This is a genomic window from Bradyrhizobium sp. Pha-3, assembly GCF_042258615.1.
GTDB lineage: Bacteria > Pseudomonadota > Alphaproteobacteria > Rhizobiales > Xanthobacteraceae > Bradyrhizobium.
On sequence record NZ_CP170152.1, the window covers coordinates 1,685,373 to 1,702,003 of the forward strand.

Below are 16,631 nucleotides of genomic sequence, written 5' to 3' on the forward strand. Positions count from 1 at the left end.
GCGAGAGACTGTGACCCCTCACCCGGCGCTGCGCGCCGACCTCTCCCAAGGGAGAGGTGACCTACCGACGTTGCTTGAGATTGCTCTAATCTCATCGCGTTTCGTCCTGTGCAGCGACCTCGCGATCGCGTGAAGAAAATAATTCGCTACGTGCGACCTGCGCCTTGAACGAAACGGCACGCGCGATGCCTGCAGCGAAGTGCGGGCATCGCTATTTTTGTGCGGTGCTCGACAGCTTCATTCGCGCGCCCCATCATCCTGACATCGCATGATCGCGTGTTGAGAAACGCGCTTGATCGTCAGGAGAGTTTTGGAATGAAGCGTCGTGAGTTCCTCCAGCGGTCGTTCGTCGCAGCCGCCACGGCCGCGCTGTCACGAAACGCGCAGGCCCAGGCGGACGCGAAGGAAATTCGTATCGGCTACCAGAAGAACGGCGTGCTCGTGATCACGCGCCAGCGCGAGGCCTTGGAAAATCATTTCAAGCCGCAGGGCGTCAGCGTGAAATGGGTCGAGTTCTCCTCGGGGCCGCCGATGATGGAGGCGATGAATGTCGGCAGCGTCGATTATGGCGCGGTCGGCGATTCTCCGCCGATCTTCGCGCAGGCCGCGGGCGCGGCCATCGTCTATGCCGCCGCGCAACCCATCATCAATGGCTCCGGCATCCTGGTGCCGCAGAATTCGGCAATCACAGCTATCGCCGATCTCAAGGGCAAGCGCGTCGGCTTCACCAAGGGATCCAGCGCCCACAACGTCGTGATCCAGACACTGGAGAAGGCCGGGCTGACCTATGACGACATTACGCCGGTCTATCTGACGCCACCGGACGCGGGCCCGGCCTTTGCCAATGGCGGGATCGATGCCTGGGCGATCTGGGACCCGTATTTCGCAATTGCCGAGACCAGGCAGAACGGCCGCATCCTGGTCAAGACCCGCGACATCACCGAGACCAACTCGTTCTACATCGCCAACCGCGACTTCGCGAACAAGCACGGCGCCCTGCTGCAGCAGATCGTCGATGTCACGACATCGACGGCGAAATGGGCCGAGGCGCATCCCGATGAGGTCGCGAAGTCGCTGGCCGCCGTCACCGGCGTGCCGCTCGATATCCAGACCATCGCGGCAAAGCGGGCCGGCTTCTCGGTCGGGCCCGTCACCGACGATATCATTGCGACCCAGCAGGGCGTCGCCGACCGCTTCTTCAAGCTCGGCCTGATCCCGAAGCAGATCGCGATCCGCGACATCGTCTGGCGCAACACCCAGACCTGATCGGCGCGCGTTTGGTCAGTTCAATGCAGAGGATATTCCCATGACGCGTTTACTTCGGCGCTGGGTCGCTCGCGCCGTGCTCTCGGTCAGCATCGTCGCCGCGACCGTCGGCGCCTCCTACGGCCAGGAGAAAGTTGTCCGCATCGGCTATCAGAAATACGGCAAGCTGGTGCTGCTCAAGAGCAGGGGCTCGCTCGAGGAGAAGCTGAAATCGGCCGGCACCAAGGTGGTGTGGACCGAGTTTCCCTCCGGGCCGCCGCTGCTCGAGGCGCTCAATGTCGGTGCGATCGATTTCGGCAACACCGGCGAGGCGCCGCCGATCTTCGCGCAGGCCGCCGGAGCGCCGATCCAGTATGTCGCATACGAGCCGCCGGCGCCGAAAGGCGAGGCGGTCCTGGTGCCGAAGGACAGCCCGATCAGGTCGGTCGCTGATCTCAGGGGCAAGAAGGTCGCACTGAACAAGGGCTCCAACGTCCATTATCTGCTGGTGAAGGCGCTGGAGAAAGCCGGCGTCAAATATTCCGAGATCGAGCCGGTGTTCCTGGCGCCGGCCGATGCGCGCGCGGCGTTCGAGCGCGGCGCGGTCGATGCCTGGGTGATCTGGGATCCGTTCCAGGCCGCGGCGGAGGCGGCGACCGGCGCGCGCACCATCGCCGACGGCACCGGCATCGTCGCGAACTATCAGTTCTACTTCGCCTCGAAGACGTTCCTGCAGACCGATCCGAAGATCGTCGAGCTCGTGCTGGCGCAGCTGAGCGAGGTCGATGACTGGGCCAAGGGCGACATCCACGCCGTCGCCGAACAGCTGGCGCCGAGCATCGGCCTGTCGGTGCCGGTGGTGGAGGTCGCGCTGAAGCGGCAGGCCTATGGCATCAAGCCGGTCACCGACACCGTCATCGCGGATCAGCAACAGGTCGCCGACACGTTCTTCGCGCTCGGCCTGATCCCCAAACAAATCAAGATTTCCGACGTTGCATGGAGACCGGGCACGTGAGCACCCCAACCAACGCCAATATCCTCTGGTTCCTGCCGACCCACGGCGACAGCCGCTATCTCGGCACGTCGATCGGCGGCCGCGAGGTGAACTTCAACTATCTGCGCCAGATCGCGCAGGCCGCGGACCAGCTCGGCTATTACGGCGTGCTGCTGCCGACGGGCCGTAGCTGCGAGGACTCCTGGGTGGTGGCCTCGGCCGTCGCGCCGTGGACCGAGCGCCTGCGCTATCTCGTGGCGGTCAGGCCCGGCCTGCAGTCGCCGAGCGTCGCCGCCCGCATGACCGCGACGCTGGACCGGCTGTCGAACGGCCGCCTCTTGATCAACGTCGTCACCGGCGGCGATCCGATCGAGAACAAGGGCGACGGCATCTTCCTCGACCACGACGAACGCTACGCGGTGACGCGCGAGTTCCTCAACGTCTATAGCGATCTGCTGGCCGGCAAGACGGTCAATGTCGAAGGCCAGCACATCCGGATCGAGGACGGCCGCCTGCTGTTCAATCCGGTGCAATCGCCGCGGCCGCCGCTGTATTTCGGCGGCTCCTCGGACGCCGGCATCGACGTCGCGGTCGACACCGTCGACAAATATCTGACCTGGGGCGAGCCGCCGGCACAGGTCGCCGAGAAGATCGCCAAGGTGAATGCCGTTGCCGCGCAGCGCGGCCGCAAGCTGTCGTTCGGCATCCGCCTGCACGTGATCGTGCGCGAGACCAACGCGGAGGCCTGGAAGGCCGCCGACGAATTGATCCAGTACGTCACCGACGACAACATTGTTGCCGCGCAGAAGATCTTCGCGCGGATGGATTCGGTCGGGCAGCAACGCATGGCGCAGCTGCATGGCGGACGGCGCGACAAGCTCGAGATCAGCCCGAACCTCTGGGCCGGCGTCGGCCTGGTGCGCGGCGGGGCCGGCACCGCGCTGGTCGGCGATCCCCAGACCGTCGCCGCGCGGATCAAGGAGTATCAGGACGTCGGCGTCGATACCTTCATCATGTCGGGCTACCCGCATCTCGAGGAAGCCTATCGGTTCGCCGAGCTGGTGTTCCCGCTGCTGTCGCTGGCGCAGCCCGGCAACGTGACGCCGATCCGCGTCAACACCGGGCCGTTCGGCGAGACCATCGGCAACGACTACCGTCCGCAGAAGCAGGCATCGCAATCATGAGTCTCATTGACAGCCTTCCGCGCCGCAAAGCGTTTTCGAGCGAAGTGGATGCCGGTTCGGGTGAAGAAAACGCGTCAAAACAGAAATCTGGAGCTCCGTTCCGATCCCATCGGAACGGAAACAGCTCCAGCGCGCTAAAACTTCCGAAGGTCGACGGCTTGATCCCGTGGATCGTGCCGCTCGGGATCGTGCTGATCTGGCAGCTCGCCTGCGTCACCGGTTTCGTGCCCTCGCGGGTGCTGCCGGCACCGACCGATGTCGCACTGGCCGGGTGGAAGCTGTTGCTGTCCGGTGAGCTGGTCCGCAACATCTGGGTCAGCTTCTGGCGCGCATCGATCGGCTTCGTGATCGGTGGTGGCATCGGCTTCGCGTTCGGCCTCGCCAACGGGTTGTCGCAGCTCTCGGCCAAGCTCACCGACACCACGCTGCAGATGGTGCGCAACATCCCGCATCTGGCGCTGATCCCGCTGGTCATCCTGTGGTTCGGCATCGACGAGTCGGCCAAGCTGTTCCTGGTCGCGCTCGGCGTGTTCTTCCCGATCTATCTCAACACGCTGCACGGCATCCGTACCGTCGACCCGCAGCTGATCGAGATGGGCCGCATCTACGGCATGACTGACGGCGAACTGTTCCGCCGGGTGATCTTCCCGGGCGCGCTGCCGTCGATCTTCGTCGGACTGCGCTTTGCGCTCGGCATCATGTGGCTGACGCTGATCGTCGCCGAGACCATCGCGGCCTCGTCGGGCCTCGGCTACATGGCGATGCAGGCGCGCGAATTCATGCTGATCGACGTCGTCGTGCTCTCGATCCTGATCTACGCCTTGCTCGGCAAGCTCGCCGACAGCGCCTCGCGGGCGCTGGAGCGGCTCACCCTGTCGTGGCACCCCGCCTTCCAGAAGAAGTGAGAATGAGAATGCAAGAAGCGCTTCGTTTCCAGCCGGTCGACGCCGAACCGGTTGACCACGCCGACATCGTCGTGAAGGCGCGGCATTTGCGGCGCGTGGCGGAAGGTGCGGCCCGCGGCCTGTCGCTGACCATCCGCGGCTTGCGCAAGGCGTTCGGCGACAATGAGGTGCTGCGCGGCATCGACCTGCACATCCCGGCCGGCCAGTTCGTCGCGATCGTCGGCCGCAGCGGCTGCGGCAAGAGCACGCTGCTGCGCCTGATCGCCGGCCTCGACGCGCCGACGGCGGGAAGCATCGCGTTCGGTGAAGAACCCCGGGCGCAGGATGTCCGCGTCATGTTCCAGGAGCCGCGCCTGCTGCCCTGGGCGCGGGTGCTGTCCAATGTCGAGGTGGGGCTGGGGCGCGAACGCTCGTCTGCCGACGCGCAGGCCCGCGCCGAGCGGGCGCTGGTCGAGGTTGGCCTCGGCGACAAGCGCGACCAATGGCCGTCGGTGCTGTCCGGCGGACAGAAGCAGCGCGTGGCCCTGGCGCGGGCGCTGGTCTCCCAGCCGCGCGTGCTGGCGTTCGACGAGCCGCTCGGCGCGCTCGATGCGCTGACTCGCATTTCGATGCAGCAATTGCTGGAGCGGGTCTGGCGCGACCAGGGCTTTACCGCGATCCTGGTGACGCACGATGTCGCCGAGGCGGTTGCGCTCGCCGACCGCGTGCTGGTCATCGAGGACGGCCGGATCGCCGAGGATGTCACGATCGACCTGCCACGGCCGCGCCGGCGCGGTTCGGCCGAACTCGCCGCGCTGGAAGGCGAGATCCTGAAGCACCTGCTCGAGGGCAGCGAAGACACATCCGATCTGTGAGGTCGCCATGAATTCCGTCGTCCGCAATGTTTCGATCGAGCCCGCGGTGGCGGCCGATGAATTCCGTGGCGCGATGCGCCATCTCACCGGCGGCGTCAGCGTCATCACCGCCGGGCGGGGCAAGGATATCTCGGGCATGACGGTGACCTCGGTGTCGTCGCTGTCGGTCGAGCCGCCGTCGCTGATCGTCAGCATCAACCGCGCTGCCTCGTCATGGCCGCTGATCGCGCGCCATGGCGTGTTCGGCGTCAACATCCTGACCGCGGATCAGCTCGACATCGCCGAGCGCTTCACCGGCAAGGGCGGCTTGAAGGGCGCCGACCGGTTCACGGGAGCCGAATGGACGACGCGCGCCTCGGGCGCGCCATTGCTGGTCGGGGCACTGACTGCGATCGATTGCGAGGTCGAGGAGGTCATCGAGCGGCATTCGCACGCGATCGTCATCGGTCGCGTGCTCGATGTGATCGCATCGGAGCGCACCGCCGCGCTGGCGTATTGGCACGGCGAATATGTCGCGATCGACCGCGACGAAGACGCCGCCAGGCTGGCCGAAGTCAGCCTGCCGTCACGTCACGTCCATGGTGTGCGCTAGCGCGCTGCTTGTCCGGATCAGGCGTCAGAAGAGCGCGCTCAGCGTCGCCGGGCCATATCACGTTCCAGTGGTATAAATATAAAAGCGCAATAGGAGATTGAATAAGGCAGCTGCCCGCAAGACTCAAGGGATGAATGGCAAGGGAATGGCAAGGGGCTGGCGCGGCATGTTGGCCGTGGCGCTTTCCCGGCAAGCGCACTAAAAGCCGCGGATGTTTCGCAGACGTGACGGTTCGATGAAGCGCGTGGGAGCCTGGCTGTTCTATCTCGTCGGCGCAATCGCCGTCGCGTACCTTGCGCTCTATGCGTATGTGACCTTCACCGGCCGCGACATCACACCAGGCGATCCGATCCGGATCTTTCGCAAGCCCGATGCGCCCAACTATTCGTGAGCCGCGGCGGGGTCGCCCGCCGCTTTCCCTTTCTCAGCCGGCGCTCGCCATGCGCTGATAATCGGGCGCGCCATTGCCGGCCGGGGTGATCGGGATGCCGCCGTCGGCATATTCGTTCAGCTTGTTGCGCAGGGTGCGGATCGAGATGCCGAGGATGTTGGCGGCATGGGTGCGGTTGCCGAGGCAGTGCTTCAGCGTCTCCAGGATCAGGTCGCGTTCGACGTCGGCGACGGTGCGGCCGACCAGCGCGCGGGTGACCTGCTCGGCGGCCAGCGTGGCGTGCGCGACCGCGGGTGCGGTCTTGGCGAGGTCGAGACGGTCGCCGTCGGGGGTCAGGATCGCGTCCGCACCGATCTCGTCGCCCTGCGCCATCAGGACCGAGCGATGGATGGTGTTCTCGAGCTCGCGGACGTTGCCCTGCCAGCGGTTCGCGGTCAGGACGCGGCGGGCCTCAGTCGAGATCGGGCGGACCGCCACGCCGTTGGCTTCGGCATATTTCTTGGCGAAATGCTGCGCCAGCTCGAGGATGTCGGCCGGACGATCGCGCAGCGGCGGGATCTTCAGATTGACGACGTTGAGGCGGAACAGCAGGTCCTCGCGGAAGCTGCCTTCGCGCACCGCCTCCGACAGATTGCGGTTCGAGGTCGCGATGATTCGGATGTCGACCGGGACCGGCTTGGTGCCGCCGACGCGGTCGATCACGCGCTCCTGGATCGCGCGCAGCAGCTTGGACTGCAGGCGCACATCCATCTCGGAGATTTCGTCGAGCAGCAGCGTGCCGCCGGTCGCTTCCTCGAACTTGCCGATGCGGCGCGCCACCGCGCCGGTGAAGGCGCCTTTCTCGTGGCCGAACAGTTCGGATTCCAGCAGGTGCTCCGGAATCGCCGCACAGTTGATCGAGATGAACGGCCGCTTGGCGCGAGCCGAGCGGGAATGGACGTAGCGCGCCAGCACTTCCTTGCCGGTGCCGGACTCGCCGGTGATCATCACGGAGGCATCTGAGCCCGCGATCTGCTGCGCGAGCTTGATCACCCGGCCCATCGCCTCGTCGCGATAGATCAGATCGCGCGCGTCGTTGGCGACTGCGGCGAGCACCGCTGCAATCAGTTCGGGGTCGGGCGGCAGCGGGATGTATTCCTTGGCGCCGGCATGGATCGCGGCGACCGCGGCGCGGGCGTCGTTGGAGATGCCGCAGGCGACGATCGGCACGTGGATGTGTTCGGCCTCGAGCCGCATCACGAGGTCGCGGATGTCGAGGCCGACATCGACCAGCAGGAGGTCGGCGCCCTTGCCGCTGCGCAGCACGTTCATCGCCTGCTCAGCGGCCTCGGCGTGGGTCACCGAGGCGCCGTTGTCCATCGCGATCTTGGTCGCGGTCGTGAGCTGGCCCTTCAGGGTGCCAACGATGAGAAGCCGCATGATGATCTCCTGTTCGTCTGGTCGCGCAGGTTCCGCGCGGTACCGTCAAGTTGTTACGAGCGTTCTGCCTTGATGATTTCGGTCATGGTCACGCCGAGCTTGTCTTCCACCAGCACCACTTCGCCACGCGCCACCAGGCGGTTGTTGACGTAGATGTCGATCGCCTCGCCGACGCGGCGGTCGAGTTCGAGCACGGTGCCCGGTCCGAGCTTCAGCAGGTCGCCGACGTCCATCTTGGAGCGGCCGAGCACCGCCGAGACCTGCACCGGCACATCGAACACGGCCTCGAGGTCGGCCGCGATGCGCGCGGCATTTTCGTCCTCGTTGTAGCCGATGTCGTCGATCCCCGGCGCGTCGGCGGCGTTGAGATCGGGCAGCGGGACGTGGGTGTCGGTGTCGCTCATGGTTCAGCCCTCAATCCTTCAGCCGGTCTGGTCGCGGGACGCCAGATAGCGCCCGACGAGTTCATTGATCTTGCCTTCGATCGCGGCGCGCTCCAGCACCACGCCGCCGTCGGCCCATTCGATCCGGCAGTCGCCGGTCGCAATGGTGGGCTCGGCCAGGATCACCAGCCGGCCCTGGAAACCGGAATGCGCCGCCATCCGCTCGATATTGTCATGCGCCGTCTCGTAGAGCGCGTCATTGATGCGGACCACGAGATGCGGGGTCGCCACCAGATGCGAGAAGCAGTCGGAGACCAGCGCGGTGATCTCGCCGAGCGGTTCGCGTGCAACCAGTTCGGAGCAGAGCTTGCGGGCGACCGCGACCGCGACGTCGACGGCCTCGGTCTCCATCCGCGTCTCGATGCCGGCGAAGCGGGCGGCGATCCCCTTGATCGCGGTGCCGATCTCCTCCAGCGCCTGCGCCGCGCGGCGGTCGCTCTCGACCTTGGCCTCGCGCAGCGCGGCCTCGTAGCCGGCGCGATAGGCCCGCGCCTCGGCGTCGGCGACCTTCTGCGCGACCTCGGCCGGGGTCGGCGCACGCTCGCGCGAACGGTCCGGTGCCGAGAAGTCGGTGTCGAACAGGAATTTTGCGGGCGCGGCCATCAGTACACCAGCTCGTCGTCGGCGCGGTTCTTGGTCAGGGTGATCTCGCCGCGGGCAGCGAGATCCTTGGCGAGGTTGACCAGCAGCGCCTGGGCCTCGTCGACGTCGCGCAGACGCACCGGGCCCATCGCGGCCATGTCGTCCATCAGCATCTTGCCGGCGCGCGAGGACATGTTGCCGAGGAAGAAGCTGCGCACCTCCTCGTTGGCGCTCTTCAGCGCGACGCCGAGCTTGTCCTTGTCGATGTTGCGCATCAGGGTCTGGGCCGAGGCCGAATCGAGCTTGATCAGGTCGTCGAAGGTGAACATCAGCGCCTTGATGCGCTCGGCGGATTCGCGGTTTTCCTCTTCCAGCGAGGTGATGAAGCGGGTCTCGGTCTGGCGGTCGAAATTGTTGAAGATCTCGGCCATCACCTCATGGGCGTCGCGGCGGCGGGTCTGCGACAGGTTCGACATGAACTCGGTGCGCAGCGTCTGCTCGACGCGCTCGATGACTTCCTTCTGCACCGCCTCCATCCGCAGCATGCGGCCGACCACGTCGAGCGCGATGTCCTCGGGCAGGATCGCCAGCACGCGCGCGGCGTGCTCCGGCTTCAGTTTCGACAGCACCACGGCGATGGTCTGCGGGTATTCGTTCTTGAGGTAGTTGGCGAGCACCTCTTCCTGCACGTTGGAGAGCTTCTCCCACATGTTGCGCCCGGCGGGGCCGCGGATCTCGTCCATGATTCCGGTGACACGCTCGGCCGGCAAATACTGCTGCAGCAGCCGTTCGGTGGCGTCGAAATTGCCCATCAGCGCGCCGGAGGCCGACATCCGCGACACGAATTCCAGCATCAAATCCTCGACCACGTCGGCCTCGACGGTGCCGAGCGTCGACATGTGGACCGACAGTTCGCGGACCTCCTCGTCGTCGAGCATCGACCAGATCTTGCCGCCATACTGCTCGCCGAGCGCGAGCATCAGGATCGCGGCGCGCTTCGGACCGGGCAGCGGCTTGCCCTTGGCCCGGCCGTTCTGCCGGCTCGCCAGCGTCGAGAGGACGGTGGCGATGTCGTTGGCGTTGGTGGTCTGGGGTACGGCGGCCATGTCAGTTCTCTACCGGCTCGCTCAGCCATTGACGGACGATGGAGACGGTTTCGTTCGGATTGCGTTCGGCGAGTTCGCCGACCCGGTGCACGGCCTGGGCGTGGACCTGGCCCTGGATCTGGGCGACGTCGATCAATTGCGCAGCGCCGCTGCCGCTTGGGATCAGCGCCTGGCCGGTTGCGCCGGCGCTCTCGGCATGGGCTTCGGCCAGCGCCGGCACGCCCGCACCGCCCGCCAGCGACGGAATGACGTCGGCCGCCACGATGCGCTTGACCAGCGGGCGGACCACCATGAACAGCACGACGAGGCCGAGCATCATCATGACGCCGAGCTCGATGACGTACATCACGTCATCCTTGGTGAATTGCAGCATGCCGAGCAGGCCGGTCGGCTCGGCGATCGGCTGCGCGGTCGGCGGCTCGGCAAAACGGAGGTTGACGACCTCGACCTGGTCGCCGCGCTTCTGGTCGAACCCGATCGCGGAGCGGACCAGGGCGGCGATGCGGTCGAGCTGCTCCTTGGTGCGGTCCTGGTAGACCATCTCGCCTTTTTCGTTCTTGGAGTAGGCGCCGTCGACCAGCACCGCGACCGAGATGCGGTTGACGCGGCCGGCCTCGGTCACCTCGGTCTTGGTGGTGCGGGAAATCTCGTAATTGTTGGTTTCCTCGCTCTTCTTGCTCTGGTCGCGGGCGCGGGCGGCGTTGTCCTGGTTCTGGTTGCCCGGCAGCTCGTTGGCGACGGTGACCTGGCCGGAATTATCGGCGGTGAGGCTCGATTCCTCGCGGGTCTGGGTCGAGCGCAGCACGCGGCCTTCGGGGTCGAACTTGTCCGAGGTCTGGGTGATCTTGTTGTAGTCGAAGTCGGCGGAGAGCTGGACGCGGGCGCGACCGGCGCCGACCACCGAGGAGACGATGTCCTCGACCTGCTTGCGCATTCGCTTCTCGAAGGCGGCGCGGCGCTCGTCGCCGACCGCGGCATCGGCATCGGATTGGGCGCCGTCGGCGAGCAGCTGGCCGGCCTCGTCGACAATCGAGACCCGCTGCGGCTTCAGCCCGTTGACGGCAGAGGCGACGACGTGGCGGATCGCGCGGATTTGCTGCGGCTCCAGCGCGCCGCGCACCCTGAGCACGATCGAGGCGGAGGGTTCCGGCGTCTCGCGCGAGAACAGCGGCTTTTCCGGCAGCACGAGGTGGACGCGCGCGGCCTGGACGCGGTCGATGGCGCGGATGGTGCGGGCGAGCTCGCCCTCCAGCGCCCGCAGGTGATTGATGTTCTGGACGAAGCTCGTGGTGCCGAGCGCGTCCGACTTGTCGAAGATCTCGTAGCCGACGCCGCCGCCCTTGGGCATGCCGCCCTCGGCGAGCTTCATCCGGAGCCGCGTCACCTTGTCCTTCGGCACCATGATCGCGGCGCCGTCGCTGCGCAGCTCGAACGGGATCGCCTGGCGCTCCAGCTCCTTGATAATGGCCGAGGAATCCTCGGTCGACAGGTCGGTGAAGAGGGTGGTCATCTGCGGCGTGGTGACGCGCATGATGACGAACGCGAAGAAACCGATCAGGGCTGCGGTGACCGCAACCATGGCCGCGAGGCGGGCCGCACCTAGACCTCTGAAGAAAGCAACCAGACTTTGCACCAACGGCCCCCAGGGATTCGGCCCACGCGGGTCCGACTGGGCAAATATTGCCTAGGGTATGGTTTCCATATGGTTAACGAAGGTTAAGAACCGCGGCAAAAACGCGGACATCAAAAAAACCGGCTTCGCAAAGCGAGGCCGGTTTTCGTCAAATACCACTCTTTAGGAGAAACTTACTGCCGGTACTGCTGGATACGCGTCGTGCGCAGTCCGGCCAGACCATGCTGGTCGATCGAGAACTGCCAGGAAAGGAATTCATCGACGGTCAACGTGTAGCGGCTGCAGGCCTCCTCAAGGGAGAGCAGGCCGCCGCGGACCGCAGCGACGACTTCGGCCTTGCGGCGGATGACCCACCGTTTGGTACCGGGGGCCGGCAAATCCGCAATCGTTAACGGGCTGCCGTCAGGCCCGATGACGTATTTCACCCTCGGGCGATGGGGTTCTGTCATGGCGTACTCACAAACTCTCAACCACTGAACTCGCGATTGGTAACCTACGCCCACCGGTTTAAAATTTGCCTAAGCCCAAGCGTTCAATACGAATCTCGTTGGAACGGCCGGGAACAGGGCGGCGGATTAGGCGCTTGGGAGCGGTGACGCCGGTTTTCACCCCTCCCATCCGGCCGCCTGGCTAGCCACACCTGCGGCTGATCCAGCCCCGCTAGCAGCAGAAGCCAACCTTTCCTTCCGGCATCTTCCCGCTGTGTCGTCGACCTCATGCGAGGTGAACATTGGTCAAGCTTCCCACCTGTTCAACTATCCTTGATCTCCGCGGCGACGTCGCGCGTAACCAGGCGCCTTTGCCTGCGTAGGAGAGATTGTCCGCTCACCGCCGGCGGGCGCGGTTTCCAATCCTTCCATCCGAGCCTTTGTCATGATGATGAACAGACGCACCTTCTCGACCGCCTTGCTTGCCGGCGCCGCAGCTTCGCTGGTGTCTTCGCGCGGCATCGCCGCAACCACGCCGCCGGTGAAGGCGCGCAATGTCGTGTTGGTGCACGGCCTGTTAGCCGACGGCTCGTGCTGGTCCGAGGTCATTCCGCGCCTGCAGGCCGCGGGGCTCAATGTGACGTCCGTGCAAAATCCGTTGACCACGCTGCCGGAAGCGGTCGCCTCGGCGCAGCGTGTGCTCGATCGTCAGGACGGCCCGACCGTTCTGGTCGGCCATTCCTTCTCCGGCATGATCGTCACCGAGGCCGGCGTGCATCCGAATGTTTCGGCGCTGGTCTATATCGCCGCGCGCGCACCCGATGCGGATGAGGACTACACTGCGCTCGCCAAAACCTATCCGACGCCGCCCGCGAGCGCAGGCATCGTGTTCGATGGCGACGAGGGACGGCTGAATGAAGCAGCGTTCCTGCGCGATTTCGCCGGCGACATCCCGGAAGCGAAAGCAAAGGTGCTCTATGCCGTGCAGCAGCCGTTCCACAAGCAGCTGCTGTCAGGCAAGACCAGCCACGCGGCCTGGCGCAGCAAGCCGAGCTACTACGCTGTCTCGACCGGGGACCGCACCATCAATCCGGATCTCGAACGCTTCATGGCCAGGCGGATGGGCGCCACCACGATCGAGGTGAAGGCCAGCCATCTCGCGCTGATCTCGCAGCCTGAGCCGATTACGCGGCTGATCCTCGACGCCGCGGGCCGGTCGGAGTGAGTGTCGCCAATAAGCGTGCCTCGCGACGTCACCGCCGGAGCAAAAACCGACGCTTGAACGGAATGGTTTCCCCGACAATGCGCGCGCGATCGAAACTGGCAAATGGCCGATATCCGGCACGATTCAAATTATCATCAGGGGCAACAGGTTTGACGGAGCGGCGACGACTGTCAGTTCTGGACCAGCAGCGATCCGGTGCGCGCGATCCTCGGCATTTCCCGGTCAACCGTGTCCTCCGCAGGCTTGCGCTTGGCGCTGAGCGCGTTCAGGAGCGCCGCAGCGACAATCATCATCAAGACGCCGCCGAGACTGAGTGCGATCTGCATCGAAAGCCGGTTCGAGACGTCGAACAGATCAAACTGGCAGATCAGCGTCAGGAGCACGCCGAGACAATAGATCGGCAGCGAATTCTCGCCGCAACGCCTCGCGCCGCGCAGCATCGGTGTCGACAGCCCTCGCCAACCCTGCGGAACGAGCCATGACGCCACGATCGCGAGAGCCAGGAAATGCAGCAGCCGCAACGGGCTCAGATTCGATTTGTCCAGTGGAAATAACAAATCCGTCAAAGCCTGCGGCACCAGCGGCTTGATGTGCTGGCCGAGTGCAAGGACCAGGCTCAACGCCAGAAGGAGAACGGAAACAGCCAGCGCGGAGCGCGACGTCACCCATCCCCGGATTTTCTTCCCCTCGACCACATACCAAGCGCCCAGCACGACCAGCAACTGCCAGGCCAGCGGATTGAAGAACCACACGCCGCCGGGCCAGGCAGGAACCCGCCAGCCGAAGAGGTGCACCAGCGCATAGAGCAACAGCGAGAGGCCAAGCGTCACGTTTGGTGCGCGCAGCAGCAGCCACAACAGCGGCGCGAACAGGACGTGAAAGATCACAAAGACCGGCAAGACATCGGCATTGACGGGGCGGTATTGCAGAATCGCGGCATGTGCAAGCGTCGCGCCCGGACGCTCGAACAGAACCCGCGTGTTGCTCTCGTCGGCAAGACGATCGCTGCCCGCGATGTAGACGAGGACGGCGCAAGCGAGTGTAAGCAGGAGCAGGGCGGCATAAATGTCCCATCCGCGCCGCAACGAGCGGCCGATCATGCCTCTCCAGCCGTCGCGCTGACGCGTTCTTCCGTAGGCCAGCGCGCAAGTCATGCCTGAGATGAACATGAATATTTCGGCGGCATCGCAAAAGCCGTAGCTGCGCAGCGTCAGCCAGCTCCCGACGTTGTTTGGAATGTGGTCGAGAAAGATCCACCATAGCGCGATGCCGCGGCAAACGTCGATGCGCGGGTCGCGGTCGGTCGATCTGAATTCCGGCGGAGTTTCGCCGATCATTCGCTTCGAGGTGTGGGTTCGGTCATGCATCTGTAGATCTGTCCGGCCTGCGCGTACGGCCTCATCGGGCGTCGGCCCGTGAGACGCCCGGATGCTCCGAGGCGCGCGTGCCGGACTAGCCTCCGGCCAAGCCACAGGATTGTACGCTCGGCTACCCCAGGGGTGGCGGCGCTTTAGCCGGCCAGCCGCAATCGCGGGGCCCGGGTGGATCGCCGTCTTCCGGTGGCGCCGGCAAGGCCTCGCCGATGCGAGGTATCAAAAGCTGCTTTCGCATTTCGGCGAGGCGGGCACGACAGTACTCATGATAAAGCATGTCGAATATGGTGGACATGATCGAACGCCTTCCTGATCACTGAGGTTGAATTCCCACGTGACAGATTTCGACCATTTCAATCGACGGCCAAAAGCCAATGGTGCCGCCGGCATTTTATGTCCGACAAGTTCTGCTTAGCGATTTGGCCAAAGCAGCGAAATAAAATCGGTATCTGCAATCATTCAAACATTCAAAGTAACCTGCCCGCGGCTCCGTAAACCGGATCAATTGCGAACAGGGGCATCGCGCTTGCGCGCTGCCAAGGGCGTCTAATGAATCCGATGGCGGCAATTACAGATAGTGCCGTCGCAACCGTCTCCTCCTAAGGGAGAAATAAAGGCCGCGACTTTCGCGATCAGTATATAGGTAATATTCTGACCGGTACGTGAACTAGTTCACATCAGCATCGATCACAAGCAGTTCAATCTAGCAGATCGACAGCGTGGCTTCTTGGATTTGTGCGCACGGACCCTGAAAAGGCCGGTGCGCGAATTGCAAAATGCAGACACTGATAATGGTGTGCCGCAGTATTTCATCCTGATGTTCTGTAAAGGCTGGAGGTCCCCATGCCTACGGACGCAGCCAATTTTGCATCGTATCGATTTTCGACGCGCGACCTTCCGGAGCGGATTCGTATTCCTCTATGGCGCGAGCACTTTGGGCGATGCGTCGTGCATGCCGATATCGAGCCGCTGTCGAACATTCCACTTCAGGCTGATGCGTCGCTGCAGGCGGTTCAGGGCTTGCGTACCCTCGCGCTGAAGGGCACTTCGATGCGCTTCAAGCGTTTGCAGACGAACCTGGCCGATGGCGATGATTCCATCGGTCTCATCTTCTGCTCTCCCGGCAGAAGTCAGCTATCGCAGCTCGGCCGGGAAGTTGAGCTTCGCTCGGGTGATGCAATCGCAATTCTGCATTCCGAGCCCGTCAGCGTGATCTATGTCGATGGATTGCAATTCGGTCTGGCCGTGCCGCGCGCGGAGCTTGAGCAGCGCGTGACGAACGTCGAAAGCCTGGTCATGCGACCGATCGGGCACCGGACAGAGGCATTCCGACTATTCGCGGCATATCTGAAATCGGTCCACAAGGCGAGAGCGCTGGCCGCCCCAAAACTTCATCATACGGTCGTGACCCACATCTACGATCTCGCCGCTCTCGCGATCGGCGAACCTCCCGCCTTGGGCGAGAGCAGCGCGAGCGCCGTCGTGGCTGCGCGGCACAGTGCAGCACTCGACTACATCACTGCACACTATCAGGAGCCTGGGCTCAGCGTTCAAACGGTCGCACGTCGCCAGGGCATCTCACCTCGCTATCTGCAGCGCCTGATGGCGTCATCGGGAACGTCGTTCACGGAGCGCTTGAACGAATTGCGTCTCCAGCGGGCGTTCGAATTGCTGACCGGGTCTCACGCCCGCCGTCAGCGAATTTCCGACATCGCGCTGGAGGTTGGCTTCTCGGATGTTTCGCATTTCAATCGCTTGTTCCGAATTCGCTTCGGCGATTCTCCGCGCGGCGCCCGAAGGGGGGCCAACTGAGCCGCGCTGCCGTTATCGGCATGTGCATGCCCGCCTTTATCGCGGGGGTGCCGGCCGCCAGGACAGGTCGTCGGACCAAAGGTAGATCGCGATCGCTGCCTGTAACAAGGCGATGCCGATCCAGAAAACCGGCGAGTGATGGATGGGTCGTCGATCGCTCGGAGCTGGCTTCATTCGATCAACTCATTGCGCCGGAGTATCGAGGCCGGCGATATCTGAGGCGGATGTTGTGGCGCCTCGCGGAACCCGGCCATAGGCGCGCATCGATAAGGCTCGATGCGCGCTAGGAACCGAGAGTGTCGCTCAGGCGGACCGCTCCTTGCAAGACATCCCTTGCGAGAGCCCCCGCGCGCCGCTGGCGCGGTTGCATCGGTTGCAAAGCAGAGTGAGCTAGCTCACGGCGTGTGCGCGCGCAACGCATCATTGTCGGGGCGTCGCATCGGAG

At 64.5% G+C, this 16,631-nt stretch carries 16 protein-coding genes; 9 read left to right on the forward strand and 7 right to left on the reverse strand.

All coding sequences use genetic code 11. The features are described 5' to 3' along the window. Nucleotides 1–315: 315 nt before the first annotated feature. The 7 genes from ACE10Z_RS07880 (at nt 316) to ACE10Z_RS07910 (ending at nt 6,165) form a co-directional block, all read left to right on the forward strand. Nucleotides 316–1,266 carry a sulfonate ABC transporter substrate-binding protein gene (locus tag ACE10Z_RS07880; protein ID WP_375787418.1) on the forward strand — a complete coding sequence of 317 codons (951 nt, stop codon included), beginning with the start codon at nt 316–318 and terminating at the stop codon, nt 1,264–1,266. A gap of 40 nt (nt 1,267–1,306) precedes the next feature. Beyond that, a complete protein-coding gene (locus ACE10Z_RS07885; RefSeq protein WP_375787419.1) occupies nt 1,307–2,260 on the forward strand; it encodes a sulfonate ABC transporter substrate-binding protein in 954 nt (317 codons plus the stop codon). Further along, on the forward strand, nt 2,242–3,423 hold the full coding sequence (gene ssuD / locus ACE10Z_RS07890; RefSeq protein WP_375787420.1) for an FMNH2-dependent alkanesulfonate monooxygenase: 1,182 nt from the start codon (nt 2,242–2,244) through the stop codon (nt 3,421–3,423). Before ACE10Z_RS07885 ends, ssuD begins: the two co-directional genes overlap by 19 nt. Continuing rightward, the gene (gene ssuC / locus ACE10Z_RS07895) at nt 3,420–4,328 is read left to right on the forward strand and encodes an aliphatic sulfonate ABC transporter permease SsuC (RefSeq protein WP_375787421.1); all 909 of its coding nucleotides are present in this window, start codon (nt 3,420–3,422) and stop codon (nt 4,326–4,328) included. The genes ssuD and ssuC overlap by 4 nt, the downstream gene beginning before the upstream one ends. 8 nt (nt 4,329–4,336) lie before the next feature. After that, entirely contained in the window at nt 4,337–5,182 is an 846-nt protein-coding gene (locus ACE10Z_RS07900) for an ATP-binding cassette domain-containing protein (RefSeq protein ID WP_375787422.1), read from the forward strand. Between the two features lie 7 nt (nt 5,183–5,189). Continuing rightward, on the forward strand, nt 5,190–5,774 hold the full coding sequence (locus tag ACE10Z_RS07905; protein ID WP_375787423.1) for a flavin reductase family protein: 585 nt from the start codon (nt 5,190–5,192) through the stop codon (nt 5,772–5,774). A gap of 235 nt (nt 5,775–6,009) precedes the next feature. Then, a complete protein-coding gene (locus ACE10Z_RS07910; RefSeq protein ID WP_171947754.1) occupies nt 6,010–6,165 on the forward strand; it encodes a hypothetical protein in 156 nt (51 codons plus the stop codon). Between the two features lie 33 nt (nt 6,166–6,198). On the opposite strand, the gene ACE10Z_RS07915 is transcribed toward ACE10Z_RS07910, so the two are convergent. The 6 genes from ACE10Z_RS07915 to ACE10Z_RS07940 all read right to left on the reverse strand — a co-directional run bounded on the left by ACE10Z_RS07915 (nt 6,199) and on the right by ACE10Z_RS07940 (nt 11,797). Beyond that, the gene (locus ACE10Z_RS07915) at nt 6,199–7,584 is read right to left on the reverse strand and encodes a sigma-54-dependent Fis family transcriptional regulator (RefSeq protein WP_207835228.1); all 1,386 of its coding nucleotides are present in this window, start codon (nt 7,582–7,584) and stop codon (nt 6,199–6,201) included. 53 nt (nt 7,585–7,637) lie between these two features. Continuing rightward, nucleotides 7,638–7,988 (reverse strand): flagellar motor switch protein FliN, encoded by a 351-nt coding sequence (gene fliN, locus ACE10Z_RS07920; protein WP_021076999.1) that lies wholly within the window; start codon nt 7,986–7,988, stop codon nt 7,638–7,640. A gap of 18 nt (nt 7,989–8,006) precedes the next feature. Further along, nucleotides 8,007–8,630: a FliH/SctL family protein gene (locus ACE10Z_RS07925; protein ID WP_375787424.1), complete on the reverse strand. Its 624-nt coding sequence runs from the start codon at nt 8,628–8,630 to the stop codon at nt 8,007–8,009. Continuing rightward, a complete protein-coding gene (gene fliG, locus ACE10Z_RS07930) occupies nt 8,630–9,715 on the reverse strand; it encodes a flagellar motor switch protein FliG (protein WP_375787425.1) in 1,086 nt (361 codons plus the stop codon). Before fliG ends, ACE10Z_RS07925 begins: the two co-directional genes overlap by 1 nt. Before the next feature lies 1 nt (nt 9,716). Next, nucleotides 9,717–11,294 (reverse strand): flagellar basal-body MS-ring/collar protein FliF, encoded by a 1,578-nt coding sequence (gene fliF, locus ACE10Z_RS07935; RefSeq protein ID WP_375789775.1) that lies wholly within the window; start codon nt 11,292–11,294, stop codon nt 9,717–9,719. A gap of 227 nt (nt 11,295–11,521) precedes the next feature. Then, complete coding sequence (locus tag ACE10Z_RS07940; protein WP_002714638.1) at nt 11,522–11,797, reverse strand: DUF1153 domain-containing protein; 276 nt, start codon at nt 11,795–11,797, stop codon at nt 11,522–11,524. Nucleotides 11,798–12,221: 424 nt separating this feature from the next. Here ACE10Z_RS07940 and ACE10Z_RS07945 point away from each other — a divergent pair, with 424 nt between their 5' ends. Further along, nucleotides 12,222–13,001 carry an alpha/beta fold hydrolase gene (locus tag ACE10Z_RS07945; RefSeq protein ID WP_375787426.1) on the forward strand — a complete coding sequence of 260 codons (780 nt, stop codon included), beginning with the start codon at nt 12,222–12,224 and terminating at the stop codon, nt 12,999–13,001. A 170-nt stretch (nt 13,002–13,171) separates the two neighbouring features. Here ACE10Z_RS07945 and ACE10Z_RS07950 read toward each other — a convergent pair whose 3' ends face one another. Beyond that, entirely contained in the window at nt 13,172–14,368 is a 1,197-nt protein-coding gene (locus ACE10Z_RS07950) for an OpgC family protein (RefSeq protein ID WP_375787427.1), read from the reverse strand. An 849-nt stretch (nt 14,369–15,217) separates the two neighbouring features. On the opposite strand from ACE10Z_RS07950, the gene ACE10Z_RS07955 reads away from it, so the two are divergent. Then, nucleotides 15,218–16,186 carry a helix-turn-helix domain-containing protein gene (locus tag ACE10Z_RS07955; protein WP_375787428.1) on the forward strand — a complete coding sequence of 323 codons (969 nt, stop codon included), beginning with the start codon at nt 15,218–15,220 and terminating at the stop codon, nt 16,184–16,186. Nucleotides 16,187–16,631: the final 445 nt, after the last annotated feature.